This is a genomic window from Arsenicibacter rosenii, assembly GCF_001870735.1.
In the GTDB taxonomy this organism is placed as follows: domain Bacteria; phylum Bacteroidota; class Bacteroidia; order Cytophagales; family Spirosomataceae; genus Arsenicibacter; species Arsenicibacter rosenii.
In genome coordinates this window covers 737,938-755,521 of sequence record NZ_MORL01000001.1, presented here as the reverse complement: position 1 = coordinate 755,521, position 17,584 = coordinate 737,938, and the positions used below count along the sequence as shown (strand labels likewise).

The 17,584-nt window shown below is 56.8% G+C and carries 6 protein-coding genes; 2 read left to right on the top strand and 4 right to left on the bottom strand.

What is annotated here, in order from left to right; translation table 11 throughout:
• The first annotated feature begins 62 nt into the window (after positions 1 to 62).
• Positions 63 to 1,049, top strand: a complete 987-nt coding sequence (locus BLX24_RS02835) for an aldo/keto reductase (RefSeq protein WP_071501533.1) — start codon at positions 63 to 65, stop codon at positions 1,047 to 1,049.
• Between the two features lie 34 nt (positions 1,050 to 1,083).
• Here BLX24_RS02835 and BLX24_RS02830 read toward each other — a convergent pair whose 3' ends face one another.
• The 4 genes from BLX24_RS02830 to BLX24_RS02815 all read right to left on the bottom strand — a co-directional run bounded on the left by BLX24_RS02830 (position 1,084) and on the right by BLX24_RS02815 (position 14,306).
• A complete protein-coding gene (locus BLX24_RS02830; RefSeq protein ID WP_071501532.1) occupies positions 1,084 to 1,350 on the bottom strand; it encodes a VF530 family protein in 267 nt (88 codons plus the stop codon).
• Positions 1,351 to 1,440: 90 nt separating this feature from the next.
• On the bottom strand, positions 1,441 to 8,298 hold the full coding sequence (locus BLX24_RS02825) for an Ig-like domain-containing protein (RefSeq protein WP_071501531.1): 6,858 nt from the start codon (positions 8,296 to 8,298) through the stop codon (positions 1,441 to 1,443).
• The gene (locus tag BLX24_RS02820; protein WP_445422152.1) at positions 8,247 to 11,909 is read right to left on the bottom strand and encodes an Ig-like domain-containing protein; all 3,663 of its coding nucleotides are present in this window, start codon (positions 11,907 to 11,909) and stop codon (positions 8,247 to 8,249) included. The genes BLX24_RS02825 and BLX24_RS02820 overlap by 52 nt, the downstream gene beginning before the upstream one ends.
• A 1,659-nt stretch (positions 11,910 to 13,568) precedes the next feature.
• Positions 13,569 to 14,306, bottom strand: coding sequence for a porin family protein (locus BLX24_RS02815; RefSeq protein WP_071501529.1), 738 nt, complete (start codon positions 14,304 to 14,306; stop codon positions 13,569 to 13,571).
• Positions 14,307 to 14,521: 215 nt separating this feature from the next.
• Between BLX24_RS02815 and BLX24_RS02810 the strand changes: the two genes are divergently transcribed.
• A complete protein-coding gene (locus BLX24_RS02810) occupies positions 14,522 to 17,578 on the top strand; it encodes a sensor histidine kinase (protein ID WP_071501528.1) in 3,057 nt (1,018 codons plus the stop codon).
• Positions 17,579 to 17,584 lie beyond the last annotated feature (6 nt).

Below are 17,584 nucleotides of genomic sequence, written 5' to 3'. Positions count from 1 at the left end.
TCATTCCTTACCTGTCACGGACGTATCCGGTTCGTGACAGGTAAAAAAAGTAAATCATACGAATGCAGCAAAGAACAGTCGGAGAGCAGGGGCTGACCGTGTCGGCCATTGGGTTGGGGTGTATGGGCATGAGCTTTTCCTACGCACCGTTTCCTCCGAAAGAAGCGTCAGTGGCCCTGCTCCGCAAAGCCGTGGAAGAGGGGGTGACGTTTTTTGACACGGCCGAAGTATATGGGCCTTACACCAACGAGGAGCTGGTAGGCGAAGCCCTGGCCCCTTTCCGTGATGAGGTGATCATTGCCACAAAATTCGGTTTCAGGATTCAGGACGGGAAAATGACGGGCGTTGATAGCCGGCCGGCCAGCATCCGCAACGCCGTAGAGGGTTCACTGAAGCGGCTGGGCGTAGACTGTATCGACCTGCTGTACCAGCACCGCGTTGACCCGAACGTCCCGATTGAAGACGTTGCCGGTACCGTGAAAACGCTCATTCAGGAAGGCAAAGCCCGGTATTTCGGTCTTTCGGAGGCGGGTGCCAACACCATCCGGAAAGCACATGCCGTTCAGCCTGTGACGGCGCTTCAGAGTGAGTACTCGCTCTGGACACGGCAGCATGAAGCGGAGATTATCCCGGCTATCGAAGAACTGGGTATCGGATTTGTACCGTTCAGCCCGTTGGGGAAGGGTTTCCTGACGGGAGCGATTGATGAAAACCGGAAATTTGAGGCCGGTGATATCCGGGCGATCATTCCGCGTTTTACGGAAGAAGCCCGGGCGGCCAACAAGGCTCTGGTGGATGTGATTGCCGGTTTTGCGGAGAAATACAACGCGACAAATGCACAAATTGCCCTGGCATGGGTGCTGGCCCGGAAACCGTGGATTGTGCCTATTCCGGGTACGACCAAAATGCACCGGCTGACCGAAAACAACGGAGCGGCGGCGCTTCTTCTCAGCGAAGACGATGTCAACGCGCTGACTACCGCCTCCGAACAGGTAAAGGTGGTGGGTGCCCGCTACACGGAAGCGCAGGAAAAGGCAACCGGATTGTAGAGGGATTTACGATTTATGAGGTACGAGGTACGATTTACGAGGTACGATTTGTAGGGGGGCGGGACGACTGCTTTTTCGATTGTTTCTCCACCATCCGGATGTACAGCTGCTCTACTTTCTCGCGGGCCCAGGGCGTTTTCCGGAGAAACGTCAGGCTGGACTTAACGCTCGGATTGTCGTTAAAACAGTTAATCCGGATACGGCTTCCGAGCTCTTCCCAGCCGTAGTGTTCGGACAGTTCGGTCACGATGCGTTCGAGGGTAATGCCGTGTAGCGGGTTGTTGGGCTGTGCAGGTGTCATAACATGCAGGTAAAATAAAACGTGATGCAAGTTACGCAATAAAGGCGAAGGCCCCGAACCAAGGTTCGGGGCCTTCGCCTTTATTGTTGCCTATCGCTGTAGTTTCCGGATCAGAATCGGCACACAAACCGGGGTGTCCGGACAACCGGCCGGTTCGACTGTAACGGTTACCAGGGTGGTCACGCACAACGTCGGATCAACCCGGTCACAGATGCGGTAAAGGAAAGTGTCGGTACCACTGAACCGGGCAAACGGCGTATAGGTAAGTGTACCGTCCGGATTGGGTCTTACTGTTCCGTTGGCGGGCTGCACAAAAATATCCGGTACACCGACCGTTGCCAGACTGGCTGGCCGGCTTCCCCGGTCGAGGTCGTTGCCCAGAACAGCAATCGTAACCGGTACCCCGGAGGCCGTTGTGGCCGCATCCGGCGAGGCCAGCGGCGGCGCCGAACCAACCACTACCACCACCAGTGCGGAATCACACAGGCTGCCGTCGACCGGATCGCAGATGCGGTAGACCAGCGTATCCGGCCCGGCAAAGGCATCCAGCGGATCGTATACTACAGTGCCGTTTGGCCGCACGATCACCGTGGCACTGGCCGGCTGCCGGATAATCACCGGCATAGTAACGGTCGACACATTCGCCGGCTGCCCGGCGCGGTCGAGGTCATTGGCCAGCACATCAATGGCAATGGTGCTGTTGAACGGAGCTGTCACCACATCGGTGTTGGCTACCGGCGGCGCCGACCCGACAAAGACTACCACCAGCGCGGAATCACACAGGCTGTTATTGACCCCGTCGCAGATACGGTAGACCAGCGTATCCGGCCCCGCAAAAGCACCGATCGGGTCGTAAACGACAGTTCCGTTTGGTGTGACAATAACCGTGGCATTGGCGGGCTGCGAGATAATGACCGGCAGGGTCACCGTCCCGACGCTGGCGGGCTGGCCGTTGCGGTCAAGGTCATTCCCGAGTACGTTGATGGCAACCGTGGTATTAAACGGTGTCGTCGCCTGATCCGGATTGGCCACCGGCGGCGCTGAACCGACATTAATGACCACGATAGCCGTGTCGCACAGGATCGGGTTCACCCGGTCGCAGATGCGGTATCGCAGCGTATCCAGTCCGGCGAAACCGGTCGTTGGCGCATACGTGATGCTGCCATCCGCATTGACCTGCGCACTACCGTTGGCCGGTCCGCGAACAACTACCGGAGCCGTCACAAACGACAGACTGGCCTGGCCCGACGTACGGTCGGTATCGTTCGCCAGCACGTTAATGATTACCGTTGTATTGAACGGGGTTGATGCAACATCCTGAATGGCATTCGGCGCTACCGAGCCGACGTTAAACGTTACCGTTGTCGAGCTGCACTGTGTCGGATCGACCACATCACAGATCCGGTACTGAAGGCGGTCGATGCCGGCAAATGCCGTAAACGGCGTGTAGGTAACACTACCATCCGGATTAATTACTGCCGTGCCGTTGGCTGGAGCGGCAATAATCTGCGGCAGCGTTACGGTCAATAAACCGGCCGGTTGTGCGGCTTTGTCGGCATCATTGGCCAGCACAGAGGCCGTAATCGTGCTGTTAAACGAAACATTGAACGCATCCGGACTGGCTAGCGGCGGGGCCGACAGGACAAGAACGGACACCAGTGCTGTATCGCACAGCGTAGCATCGTCGGTGTCGCAGAGCCTGTAAATCAATGTGTCACGACCCGCAAACGTGTTGTTCGGGTTGTACAGTATGCGGCCGTCCGGCTGAACGGAGGCAATGCCAAAGCCGGGTTGCTGCAGGATAGCCGGAGCCACCACGTTGGTCAGAGTTGCCGGTTGGCCGGTTTTGGCCGTATCGTTCGTCAAAACGACAATCTGCACATCGGTATTAAACGTTGTCGTCACGGCATCCGGATTGGCGACCGGCGGGGCCGAGTTGACACGAATCGTTACGATGGCCGTGTCGCAAAGAGAGGTGTTTACCCCGTCGCAGATCCGGTATTGCAGGGTGTCGAGTCCCGTAAACGTGTCATTCGGGTTGTAGAACAGCGTTCCGTCCGGGTTGATGCTACCCGTTCCGTGTTTTGCCGGTACCAGAATCTGCGGCAGCGTCACGCCGGTAGTCGGCGTCAGGCTCAGACTGGCTGGCCGCCCGCCCCGGTCAAGGTCATTGGCCAGAATCGGGATCGTGATATCGGTGTTAAAGGCGGTCGTACGGTTGTCCTGAATGCTGGTTGGCGGTCGGGACGCAATGGTAATGACGACAAAGGAGGTATCGCACAACGCCGGATTGATCAGGTCGCAGATGCGGTACCGCAGCGTATCACTCCCCGCAAAGCCCATGGCCGGGATAAAGGTGAGCGTGCCGTCCGGGTTGGCAATAGCGGTGCCGCTGGCCGGCTGCTGCACAATTTCCGGCGGACTGACACTGGTCAGCGAGGCCGGATTGCCGCCCTTATCGAGGTCATTACCCAGAATCGGTACCGTCAGCGGTGTGCCATAACCCGCGTTGTAATTGTTCGGGGTAGCCACCGGCGGGGCAGATTTTACCATGATGGTCACCAGGGCCGTGTCGCACAGGGTCGGATCAACCACGTCGCACAAGCGGTAAATCAGCGTGTCGCGGCCGGCAAACGTATCGTCCGGATTATACAACAACGTACCATCGGCCTGGATCGTCGCCACCCCGTTGGCGGGTGCGCGTGTAATGGCCGGTAAAACAACCATATTGGCAGAACTGCTGCTGAACATGACCGGATTGCCGTTGCGGTCGGTATCGTTCGCCAGAATCGGGATGGTTACGCTGACATTAAAATCTGTAATTGTATCATTCCGGACGGCAACCGGCGGGGCTGATCCCACCCGAATAATTACCAGTGTGGTATCACACAGCGACGGATTAACTACGTCACAGATGCGGTACGTCAGCGTATCCAGACCGGCAAATCCGGTAAGCGGTGTATAGGAAAGCACCCCGGATGCATCAAACGTGGCGGTCCCGTTCCGTGGATCCGTTAGTTTCTGCGGCACCGTAACCATACTCAACGTGGCTGGCTGACCGTTCCGGTCGGTATCGTTGGCCAGAACACTGACCGAAACCGGCGTATTAAACGGCGTATCGGCCCGATCAAGCAGGGCATTCGGCGCCGCCGAACCTACCATCAATGCCACCAGCGTGGTATCGCACAGGACCGGATTAAACAGGTCACAGAGGCGGTAACGAACCGTGTCCGGCCCTGCATAGCCGGTGGTTGGCGTATAGCTAAGTGTCCCGTCTGGCAGCACCGCAGCGGTTCCGTTGGCCGGTGCTGCCGTGATTTGCGGCAGACTGACGTTGGTCAGTGAAGCCGGCCGTGAAGCCTTATCGGTGTCATTGGCCAGCACCGGAATCACCACACTGGTATTAAACGGTACATTAAACCCGTCTGCGGCGGCCACCGGCGGGGCCGACAGGACGTTGATCGTCACCAGCGCCGTGTCGCACAGCGCCGGATCGTCGATGTCGCATAGCTGGTAAATAACCGTATCACGGCCCGCAAAGGTGTTGCCCGGCACATAGGTCAGCACCGCTACCGACGCACTCGTCACCAGCGTGGCGATACCGTTAGCGGCCTGACGGATAATAACCGGATTGGTGACGTTACGGGCCACACCGCTGAGGCTGGCGGGGTTGCCGTTTTTGTCAAGGTCATTGGCCAGAATGGCCAGGCTAACCGGCGTATTAAAGGCCGTTGTTGTGTCATTCCGGACAGCTACCGGCGGGGCCGAACCAATCCGGATAATGACTTGTGCCGTGTCGCAGAGCACCGGATTAACGGCGTCGCAGAGACGGTAGAGCAGGGTGTCGCGGCCGGCATAGCCAGAAACCGATGTATAGCTCAGCACACCGTCCGGCAGTATAATGGCTGCCCCGTGGCGTGCCGGTTCCACGATTTGCGGCAGCACCACACTGCCCACCGGGGTCAGGGTCAGCGAGGCCGGCCGGTTGGCCCGATCCAGGTCGTTGGCCAGAATCGTCAGGCTGACCGGGGTGTTGAACGCTGTCGTAGTCTGATCATCAATCGCCACCGGTGGTGCCGACCGGATGGTCAGCCGCAATACGGTCGTGTCGCACAGGGCCGGATTAAACGTATCGCAGATGCGGTACCGCAGGGAGTCAGTACCGGCATAGCTGTCTTCCGGATTATAGGTGATTGTCCCGTCCGGATTTACCAGCGCAGTGCCGCTGAACGGCCCATCCACGATGACAGGAAGGGTCACGTTGGTCAGCGCGGCCGGACGGCTGGCTTTGTCGGCATCATTGGTCAGGACCGGAATCGTTACAGTCTGGTTAAACGAAATGATCTGTATGTCCGGATTAGCCACCGGCGGCGCTGAGCGGACCGTAATGGTGACCAGCGCCGTATCGCAGAGTGTCGGGTTGAACGTATCACAGAGCCGGTAAATCAGTGAATCCTGCCCGGCAAACGTATCATCCGGATTGTAAATTAACCGGCCATCCGGCTGAACAGATACCTGCCCGTTTACAGGCTGGGCAATGATTTGCGGAATGGTTACGTTGGCCGTTCCCGTTACACTCGCCGGACTGCCGGTTTTGTCAACATCATTGGCCAGAATCAGAATGGCCGTCGTTGTATTGAAGGGTGTAATGACCGCCTCCCGATTGGCGACCGGCGGGGCCGACAATACCGTGATGATGACGTCTGTCGTATCGCAGAGCGTCGGGTTAAACGGATCACAAATCCGGTACCGTACCGTATCCTGTCCGGCAAAGGTGCTGACCGGGATAAAGCGCAGGGTTCCGTCGGTATTGATAGTAGCCGTACCGTTTTTCGGCAGGGATACCAGTTGCGGAGCCGTCACCAGGGTCAGGTTGGCCGGCCGGTTGGCGCGGTCAACGTCGTTAGCCAGAATACTGACTGCCACAGAGGTGTTAAACGGCGTGGTGGCCTGGTCCGGATTCGCGGTCGGAGCGGCCGAGCCTACGTTGAAAATAACCCGGGCGGTGTCGCAGAGCGTCGGGTTGTAGTTGTCGCAAATCCGGTAAAACAGCGTATCACTACCGGTAAACGCGTTGTCCGGATTGTAGGTAATGGTGCCGTCCGGATTTACAGCCGCCACTCCGTTGGCCGGTGCGGCGATAAGCTGTGGCAGGGTGATGTTGGCCCCGCCGGTTACAGACGCCGGACGACCGGCTTTGTCGGTATCGTTGGCCAGCACCGGAACCGTTACCGTGATATTGAACCCAACCGAATACACATCATTGGTGGCGACCGGCGGGGCCGACAGCACATTGATGGTCACCCGCGCGGTATCGCACAAGGCCGGATTGACGTTGTCGCAGATCTGGTAAATCAGCGTATCAATGCCGGCGAAGGTATTGTCCGGATTATACAGCAGGGTCCCGTCGGCGTTCACCGTCGCCACGCCGTTGGCCGGCTGGCGGATAATCGTCGCGGCGTTGACCAGCGTCAGGTTGGCGGGGCGGTTGGCACGGTCAACATCATTGGTCAGCACCGGAATGGTCACGTTGGTGTTGAAGGCCGTCGTCAGATCATCGGCATTGGCCGTTGGCGGAGCTGATTGTACAAGCAGACTAACCAGTGCCGTATCGCACAGGGTAGGGGTGATGTTGTCGCAAATCCGGTAGACGAGCGTATCGCGGCCCGCAAAGGTGTTGTCCGGATTGTAGGTAATGGTCCCGTCGGCGTTTACCGTAGCTACCCCGTTGGCCGGTTGTTCGAGAATCACCGGCGCGGTTACGTTGGTCAGAGCGGCAGGGCGGGCGGCCTTATCCACATCATTGGCCAGCACATTGACGGTGACGTCGGTATTGAACGGCGTTGTGGCATTGTCAGGCTGCGCCGTTGGCGGGGCAGACAGGACGGTAATGGTTACCTGCGCCGTTGCACATTTGGTCTGGTCTACCACGTCGCAGATGCGGTACGTCAGCAGATCGGTACCGGCAAAGGTGTCGTCGGGATTATACACCAGCACCCCGTTCAGGATCATGGCGGTGCCATTGGCCGGGCCGCTGACAATGACCGGGGCCGTCACCAGCGTCAGGTTGGCCGGTGTGCCTGCCTTATCGGTATCATTGGTCAGAATGCTGATGGCTATGTCGGTATTGAATGGGGTACCGGCAACGTCGTTGGTTGCATTCGGCGCAGCCGACCCGACAGTATAGGTCACACGGGCCGTATCACACTTCGTCGGATCGATCAGGTCGCAGAGGCGGTACACCAGCTGATCGGTACCGGCAAAGGTATCGTTCGGGTTGTAGGTAATGGTTCCGTCTGCATTCACCACCGCTGTCCCGTTGGCCGGTTGGGTCACAATAACCGGTGCCGACACATTGGTCAGCGCCGCCGGCCGGGTGGCCTTGTCAACGTCATTGGCCAGGATCGGTGAGGTAACGGTCTGGTTGAAGGCAAGGTTAATGACATCCGGATTGGCCACCGGCGGAGCGGAAAGAATCTGGACCACCACCCGGGCGGTGTCGCACTTCGACGGATCAATCAAATCACAAATCCGGTAAACAAACACGTCCTGCCCGGCAAAGGTATCGTTCGGGTTGTACGAAATGGTCCCGTCCGGATTCACCGCTGCTGCTCCGTTGGCGGGCTGTGCCACAAGGACGGGCAGCGACACCAGCGTCAGGTTGGCCGGCCGGGCGGCCTTGTCGACGTCATTGACCAGCACCGTCATCAACAAATCGGTGTTGAAGGCTGTCGTATAACTGTCGGGGTTCGCCACCGGCGGGGCCGACCCAATCTGCACCGTAACCAGGGCGGTGTCGCACTTCGACGGATCAATGAGGTCACAAATCCGGTAGACAAACGAATCCTGTCCGGCAAAGGTATCGTTCGGATTGTAGGTGATTGAGCCATCCGCATTCACCAGTACCGTTCCGTTGGCCGGCTGACTGAAAATGGTTGGGGCCGACACGTNCGACCGGCTTTGTCAACGTCGTTGGTCAGGACCGGAATGGTGATGTTGGTGTTAAACGCCGTTGTCACATCGTTGCGGTTGGCCACCGGCGGAGCGGAAAGAATCTGCACCGTAACCAGGGCGGTGTCGCACTTCGACGGATCAATGAGGTCACAAATCCGGTAGATAAACGAATCCTGCCCGGCAAAGGTGTCGTTCGGGTTGTAGGTGATTGAACCGTCGGCGTTCACCAGCACCGTTCCGTTGGCCGGCTGGCTGAAAATAGTTGGGGCCGACACATTGGTCAGCGCCGCCGGACGACCGGCTTTGTCAACGTCGTTGGTCAGGACCGGAATGGTGATGTTGGTGTTAAACGCCGTTGTCACATCGTTGCGGTTGGCCACCGGCGGAGCGGAAAGAATCTGCACCGTAACCAGGGCGGTGTCGCACTTCGACGGATCAATGAGGTCACAAATCCGGTAGACAAACGAATCCTGTCCGGCAAAGGTATCGTTCGGATTGTAGGTGATTGAGCCATCCGCATTCACCAGTACCGTTCCGTTGGCCGGCTGACTGAAAATGGTTGGGGCCGACACGTTGGTCAGGGCCGCAGGGCGGTTGGCCTTATCGACATCATTGCCCAGCACCGCCATGGTCAGGTTGGTGTTAAAGGCTGTCGTATAACTATCGGGATTGGCCACCGGCGGGGCCGACCCAATCTGGACTGTAACCAGGGCGGTGTCGCACTTCGACGGATCAATGAGGTCACAAATCCGGTAGATAAACGAATCCTGCCCGGCAAAGGTGTCGTTCGGGTTGTAGGTGATTGAACCGTCGGCGTTCACCAGCACCGTTCCGTTGGCCGGCTGGCTGAAAATAGCCGGAGCCGACACGTTGGTCAGCGCCGCCGGACGACCGGCTTTGTCAACGTCGTTGGTCAGGACCGGAATGGTTACGTCGGTGTTAAACGCCGTTGTCACATCGTTGCGGTTGGCCACCGGCGGGGCCGACTGAATCAGCATCGTAACCAGGGCCGTACTGCACAGCGACGGGGTAATGTTATCGCAAATGCGGTATGTCAGCTGGTCGGTACCCGCGTAGGTATCTTCCGGATTGTAGGTAATGGTCCCGTTGGCGTTGACGATGGCCGTGCCGTTGAGCGGCTGCACCACAATCACGGGTGCCGAGACGTTGGTCAGGGCCGCAGGGCGGTTGGCCTTATCGACATCATTGCCCAGCACCGCCATGGTCAGGTTGGTGTTAAAGGCCGTGGTATAACTATCGGGATTGGCCACCGGCGGGGCCGACTGAATCAGGATCCGCACCAGTGCCGTATCACAAAGCGCATTATTAACGTTGTCGCAGAGGCGGTAAATAAAACTGTCCTGTCCGGCAAAGGTATCGTTCGGATTATAGGTGATGGTGCCGTCGGCATTGACAACCACAACCCCGTTGGCCGGATTCTGTGTCACGACCGGAGCCGTAACATTGGTCAGGGCCGCAGGCCGCGCGGCTTTGTCGACGTCGTTTGCCAGTACAGCAATCGTCGTCGTGACGTTAAAGCCGGTTGTCAGGCTCTCCGGATTGGCTACCGGCGGGGCCGACTGAACCGTGATGGTGACGAGGTTATTGCTGCACAGGCTGGTGTTTACGTTATCGCAGATGCGGTAGCGGATCGTATCCACCCCGGCAAAGGTATCGTTGGGGTTATAGGTCAGCGTGCCGTTGGCATTGATGATGGCGGTTCCGTTGACGGGTCCGTACAGAATTTGCGGAAGCGTGACGGTCGACAGGCTGGCGGGTTGCGAAGCCCGGTCAGTGTCGTTGGTCAGGATGTTTACCGTTATGTTCTGGTTAAAGGGCGTTGTCGTGACGTCGGCTCCGGCGGTAGGGGCATTCGAACCCACGTTGAACGCCACGTAAGTTGTCGCACACAAAGTGCCGGAGAAGGTATCACAGATGCGGTATTGCAGCGTGTCCAGCCCGGCAAAGGTATCGTCGGGGTTATAGGTCAGCGTGCCGTCTGCGTTGACAACAGCCGAACCATGCTTCGGTGCCACCACAATAACCGGTGCCGACACATTGGTCAGCGCCGCCGGACGACCGGCCTTATCGACGTCGTTGGCCAGGATACTGACCGTTGTCGTAACGTTAAAGGCCAGGTTAACCGTCTCCGGATTGGCGACCGGCGGGGCCGAGTTTACCCGGATTGTTACGAGGGCCGTATCGCAGAGGCTTGCGTTTACATTGTCGCAAATCCGGTAAATCAGCTGGTCGGTGCCGGCAAAGGTGTCGTTCGGGTCATAGGTGATGGAACCATCCGCATTGACAACCACGGCACCGTTGGCCGGATTTTGGGTGATTACCGGTGCCGACACGTTGGTCAGCGCCGCCGGCCGACCGGCTTTGTCGGTATCGTTCGCCAGAATCAGAATTGTACTATTGGTGTTAAACGCTGTCGTAACATCATTGCGGTTGGCCACCGGCGGAGCCGATTGGATGGTAATGAAAACGAGGGCCGTATCGCACAGACTGGTATTTACATTATCACAAATCCGGTAGATGAGCTGGTCCGTACCGGCATAGGTATCGTTGGGATTATAGGTCAGCAGCCCGTTGGCCCCGATGGCAATGGTTCCGTTGGCCGGTTGGGTAATGACCGAAAACGAACTCACATTGGCGGATGCACCCGTCAGCGAAGCCGGCCGGCCGGCGCGGTCAACATCATTGGTAAGCGTACTGATCTGGACATTTACGTTGAACGGCGTAGTAACGTTGTCCCGGTTGGCCGTAGGCGGCAAGGACTGAACGGTAATCGCCACCAGCGCGGTATCGCATAAATTTGTGTTCAGGTTATCACAAAGCCGGTACACGACCGTGTCCTGACCCGCAAATGTGCTGCCTGGCCGGTAAACCAGCACGCCGTTGGTGAGGGTAGCCGTTCCGTTTTTCGGTTGGGTAAAGATGGTCGGCGCCGAGACATTGGTTAAGGCGGCCGGCCGGAAAGCGCGGTCGGTATCATTTGTCAGCACATTAACACCGACACTGGTATTAAACGGCGTGGTGACGGCTTCGCGGTTGGCCACCGGCGGGTAGGCCTGATTGATACTAATCGTTACCTGTCCGCTTACCTGGTCGTTCAGGTTGTCGCTGTAAGTTACGCGGTTGGTAACGGTCGCATTGGCAACCAGCGGGCGTTGAGCAATAACCCGGAACGAGAGCGTATCGCGTTGGGCCAGAATCAGATCGCCCAGATTATAACCTGTTTCATCCAGCGGAAAGGCTGTATTCGGGTTGGTCTGGTCGGGAATAACAACTGTCCGGTTACGGCGCGTACTGTTCGCTACGTATGAAAACCCGGCGGGAATGGTATCGGTTATCGAAACCACATTCCGGGAACGCAATGACGCGTTCTGAACCACAATCCGGTACGTGACCTCATCGCCGGGGTCAACAATACCGGGCTGCCCGTTATCGACCGTAATAGTAGCCAGTTTTGAAACGAGAATCCGCCGGTCAGGGGTAACGGTTGTGCCGAGGTCGAGATAGGGGAGCCCGTTCCCGGCTGTCGACGCGTCTTCTCCCCAAGCCACGGCAATGAGCGTACCGTCGAGTGTATACACCCGCATACCTGTCTGGTCGCGGTCGGTATTGTCGTAAATCCGTAACGACTGGTCGGCGACTACCTGATACGCTACATCGTATTTACCCCCGTTGGGGTCGGTGAAAGCCCCGGTAGTGGGGTCTCCGTCAAAATCGGCATAGACGGTAGTGGCATTGGTTGCCAGCACCCAGACCGGACTACCGTTACCGGTATTGCTGACCGGATCGGACGTGCCCGGACCATAGCCAACCACGGCCCCTGTTGTCAGAAACACTTCCGGCAGCAGCGAAAAGCCCCAGTCCCAGGTCGATTGTTCGGTCAGATCGGCGTCATGTACCCCGACGGCGAAAAATTTATCGCTTTCGTTGGTGGTATAAAAGTGGGCGCCCGAGTTGTCGGGCATGTTATACCGGTACGTGGCTTTCGGGCCAACGGTGAAGCTGGAAACCCCGGAGGTTGTGCGGGCATTGATGGTCAGCGAGCCCGGGCCAGGGTTAAAAATAAACGCATTGACGTCGGCATTGACCGTTGTCCGCCCGACCGGGTTGTAGTAGCAGTTGTCCCAGAGTGCAGTCGGATACATGGCAAAGGTCCTGGACTCATAGGTGGCCCCGATGTCGCCCGTCACCAGATCCACCTGTACCGGTTTGTTGGACCGGACAGCGGCCCCGGCCAGCACATCGCCGACCGAACTGCCGTTAAAATGATAGCTTTCTCCCTGATTCAGCGTAGCCGTTGTTTCATAGGTACCGTCGGCGTTGGCGTCAATTTCGACCGTGGTGCCATCTTCGCGGGCCATGACGAATATAGAGGTGTACTCAAACAAACAACAGGTTGAACCGGCGTTAAGGTCAGAGGTTTCGCCGATCGGCAACTGAAAGGCACGGTCGTAAACCGTTGTGTCATAAACTTCTACCGAAGAGCCAAGCACGGAGCCAGGAGATGTGGGAACACCGATACGGGTAACGGAGAGGTATTTGGTGGAAGCGATTTTATCACGGCCGTCATAGACGATCGTACTGGTATTGCGGGGAAGAGCAACATTGTTAATCAGGTTAATCCGGTCACCGGCATCGATTTTATCCACTGAATAGCCGGGGGGAATCCCGTTTGACGGATTGTTATCGCCCCAGATCTGTGTACTACTCTGTTTCGTTCCGGAGAAATTAGTTTGGTAACCATCCTCCCAGTGATCATAATAGATGACCGTGTTGTCGTTGGTAGAGACGATAGAGATCGTAACCAGAATGGTGTTACTGATCACCGTTGTTGTGGTTGGCGAGGTTGTCAGGTTTTTAAATGCCGTTTGCAACTGCGGTTCCGGTAACGGGATGTAATAGACGTTATCAGGCGTCACCTGCGCGTATAGATTTACCGTAATGAAGTGGAAAATCGTAAACAAAAATAGTTTTTGGAGTGCTGAGTATAAACGTTTCATTAAAGCAATGTTTTCTTCCTGCTCTAATGAATGACAATTAATATACCACTTTGGGGGTAGTGGTAAAAAGTTGGGTAGTAAGGGTGTTTACCGTTCCGTAAGTCTTGTGAAATTCAGCTTTGTAGAATGCTGAAAATAATGTAAGGAAAGTAGCAAAACTGATGGATAAGTAAGTTGAGGGTTGGTTTTACAAAAAGCGGGCCATTTTTTTTAAAGCGGCCCGCTTTGTTAGTATAGAAACGGCCCTCACAGCGTAAAACGGGCACCAATCGAGGCGTAGTTGATCCAGGTAAAATTGTAAATCTGGTCCACATTGGCGCCGCCTTCTACCACGCGGTAACCGGCTTTCAGGCTCACTGTCGGATTGATTGTATAGGATGCCCCGAGGAAAATGTCTTCGGCACGTCCTTGTTTAGAACCCAGCGCATCGCCTTCCAGCACGGCACGCCACTGGTCGGCCACCTGGTAAGAAGCATAGAAGTTGACAAGGGGTACGAAACCTACATTACTGAAATTGGTAACCCGCTGATCGCCGCTGATCCGGATGTCGGCATCCCGGATTTTGGCCGTGAGTCCCAGCCCGAGCCGCAGTTTGTCGTTGCGGATAAAGTCGTAGCGGTAGGTCAGCCGGTAGGAGTTAAAGCGGTACTTTGCTTCAATCGGCTGACTGGCCAGGAAAAACTCCCCGTTAAACTGTACCGGCTGGCTGAAACCGCCTTTGTAGGTAACGGTCAGCGGCGCGTAGAGCACCGAAATCGTATGCCGGTCGGCAATGGTGTAGCCCAGACGAACCCGGTAAAAGAGTTTTGCCTGCGGTTTTAAGTCCTTCCCGATATCGAAGGTAGTGCCACCCATGGTTGGCCGGCGGATGGTATTATAGGGCGTACCCAGCACAAGGCCCGTCTCAAGATCGGCAAAAAACTGGCCGTAGCCGGGAATGGCCAGACCAAATAAGAGCCAGATAAACGAAAGAGTATGTTTCATAACGTTGCTTTTCGGTTAATACATACGGGCGGGTCAGGTTGTTCAGGAAATCTATGGAACCGGTAGTTGCTGGCCTGGTCGTAGAAGAGAAAGGCAGACCGGATTACGAGTCTGTATACAACGTATGTATACGAATTTGCTCGCTTGTTTGTAAAATATCGCCGTTTGTTATTTTACGCTGGAAAAAGTATAGCTGAATCCGTAGATTGTCGGGTATGAAGTATCTGCGCTGGATTGGGTTATTGCTCTGTACTGGCTATGCCCCGCTGTTCGGGCAGCGCTACCCGATCAGGCATTATACCGTCCGGGATGGTCTGCCCAATATGCAGATTGCCACCACTCTGCTTGATTCAAGGGGGTATCTCTGGCTGGGTACCAACGACGGGCTGGCCAAATTTGACGGCGATCAGTTTGAGTCGTTCGACCGCCACGATCTGCACCTTACATCGGCCTATATCCAGGGCATTGCCGAAGACAGCCGGCATCATATCTGGATACTGACGCGCGAAGGCCTTACCCGTTTCGACGGAGCGGTGTTTCAGCATTTTCCGGTTCCCCGCCACCTGACGGTCAACAATACCCCGATGCAGATCGACGATCAGGACCGCATCTGGTTCGTGGCTTCCGGCCGGCTTTGTTTTTTTCAGCATGGCACATACCGGCGGGCTGCCTCAACCGTGACCGGCATCGATTCGCTGCCTGTTACCAGCCTGCGGTGGGAAAATGCCGGGAAACGGCTGTGGCTTACGGGCGGCCCGGCGTCCGGGCAGGTATATTATGTAGCGGCTAACCGGTGTTTTCAGGTAAGCGGCTATGCGCCACCGGCCGGTTTTCAGGCCCATCTGATGCCAGGGTATGCACAGGTAATACTGCGGGAGGCCAATCAGCTGGGTGAAACCCGATACCTGACCGTTGAGCCCGCGAAAATTCCCGCCCCGTTCTTTCAGATTACGAAAGGCACCGGCACTGGCTTAGCCCCGCTTTCCGGTGATTTTTACTGTCTGGATAACCCGTCCGGGCGTTTTTTCCGGTACTCAGGTGAGCGCCGGACAGTAGATATTCTGCATACCTCACTGGGCAACCTGGCCTATGCAACGCCGGTGGCCCGGAGCGGGAAAGTCTATTTTGGCACCGATAAAGGGCTGATTGAGGTATTCGACAACGGGCTCCGGTATTTCGATGAACAGCAGGTCCCCTATGTCTGGAGCGTTGCCGAACGACCCGATGGCACTATCTGGCTGCTCAATTACGGAACGCTGCCATTGCGGTATGTCCGGACGGGTGAGGATGCCGGCACCATTGAACCATTGCGGGAACCTGCGTTGCATCAGGCGTTGAAAAAAGCCCGTGCCGACAAACAAACCCTCTGGAACCGGTACTACTACCACCCCGTTCAGGATCATAGCGGACAGCTCTACCTGCCCCACGAAACCGGCCCGATTCTGTTTGACGGTCAGAACGCCCGTTTCCTGACAAATCCGAATGACGGTACCGCCCTGTTTTTTTACCATGATGTGCGGACCGACCGCGTTTTTGTCGGGATGCCCGGTGGTTTTTGGGTGTTTAAACAAGGAAAGCTGATCCGCAAAATAACCGCCAAAGAAGGGCTGCATCCCTGTCTGTATGGTCTGAGTGCCATTGCCGCCAACGAACCGGATGTCTACTGGCTGGGAACAGGAACGGGGCTTGCCTGCTATCATTTCGGTACCCGGCAGCTGACTAACCTTACCGGAAAGCAAGGCATCGAACCGGCCATGGGAGTGCAGGATATGTGTCAGGACCCACACGGTACTATCTGGCTGGCCACCCGCGATGGCGTCTGCTACGTCGACCACGCCAAAAAACAGGTAGTCCGGATCGCCGCCGAAACCCTTCGTGGCAAAGCCAGCTTTGTGGGTATGCTGACCGACTCGACCCTGGCCATCGGGGAGTCACAAGGTGTTTACCTGATTGATCTCGCTAGCTGGTACCGGCAAAAAAAGATTGTCATGCGGCTGCTCAACCACCGGACGGGTTATCAGGGGATTCAGCCGGGACAGGCCGGCTTTTTCCGGGACCGGCAGGGCAGAGCCTGGATTACCTCCGGAACCGTGCTGTGTTACATCGACAGTAAGCGGTTTGTGCAACGGGCCGAGCCGCTGCGGCCGGTGATCCGGAAGCTGAACGGACAGCGTATCCCGTTTGGCGGGGGGGATTCGGTCTTTACGCTGCCCGGCAACCAGCATACGGTCAATGTCGAACCCGAAGTCCTGGGCGACAACCGGCCGGCGCAGACCCAATATGCGTGGCAACTGGATCAGCAGCCCTGGTCGGCCTGGCAAACCACCCCCGTCATTTACCTGCACGAGTACGGCAGCGGCCGGCACACGCTTCGGGTCAAAGCGCGGACGGGGGGGCTGAATGAAGTCAGTGAGCAGGTGGCCCGCCTGACATTTCAGGCAGATATGGCCTTTTATGAAACGCCCTTGTTCCGGGAAAGCCTGCCTTTTCTGCTGTCGGGCCTGCTGCTCACGGGTCTGGTCTTGCTGTGGATTGTGATTCGCGGGCGGCAGCAGGTAATCCGGACAAACCAGCTGTTACGGGAACGGGAAAAAGAAAGTCTGTTTCTGAGCGTACAGACCATCCAGTCGCAGCTGAACACGCATTTTATGTTTAACGTGCTGGTACCCCTGCAAAATCTGATACTCAAGAATAAGCCGGATGAAGCCGCCCGGATGCTGGTTGAGTTTTCGAACCTGGTTCGTGGCTTCCTTAACTCATCGGCCATAACGACTAATGGCCGGAAAGGGCAGAGTCTGCCGGAGCGGGAGATCACCCTGGCCGAAGAAATGAGCCTGCTCAATCACTATGTCCGTTTCGAACAATTGCTGTACCGCGATAAAATAACCGTACATTTCGACGCCGGTAGCCTCGACGGAAAACTAAACCCGGAAACCATCACCCTGCCGCCGATGCTGATTCAGCCGTTTGTCGAAAATGCGATTAAACACGGGCTGGTTCACAAAGCCGGGCCCGGAAACCTGTGGATCCGGTTTATGGGTGTAGAAGAAACGCTGGTCTGCACGGTCGAAGACGATGGAATCGGGCGGGAGCAGATGCGGCAGATTCATCAGCATTCGCGGAAGGCTTACCGGTCGCTCGGGGCCACGCTGGTGCAGCAGCGCGTTGATACGCTGAATCTGCTGGGATACCGTATTCATGTACAAACCGATGACCGGCTGGCGGGCGGAACGGTCGTCACCATCACGATTGCCCGAAGCGAAGAACTCTGAATCAGC

Excerpts from the sequence above, each read along its gene's own strand:
- BLX24_RS02835 (WP_071501533.1), top strand. The coding sequence starts at position 63 with ATGCAGCAAAGAACAGTCGGAGAGCAGGGGCTGACCGTGTCGGCCATT.
- BLX24_RS02830 (WP_071501532.1), bottom strand. The coding sequence starts at position 1,350 with ATGACACCTGCACAGCCCAACAACCCGCTACACGGCATTACCCTCGAA.
- BLX24_RS02815 (WP_071501529.1), bottom strand. The coding sequence starts at position 14,306 with ATGAAACATACTCTTTCGTTTATCTGGCTCTTATTTGGTCTGGCCATT.
- BLX24_RS02810 (WP_071501528.1), top strand. The coding sequence starts at position 14,522 with ATGAAGTATCTGCGCTGGATTGGGTTATTGCTCTGTACTGGCTATGCC.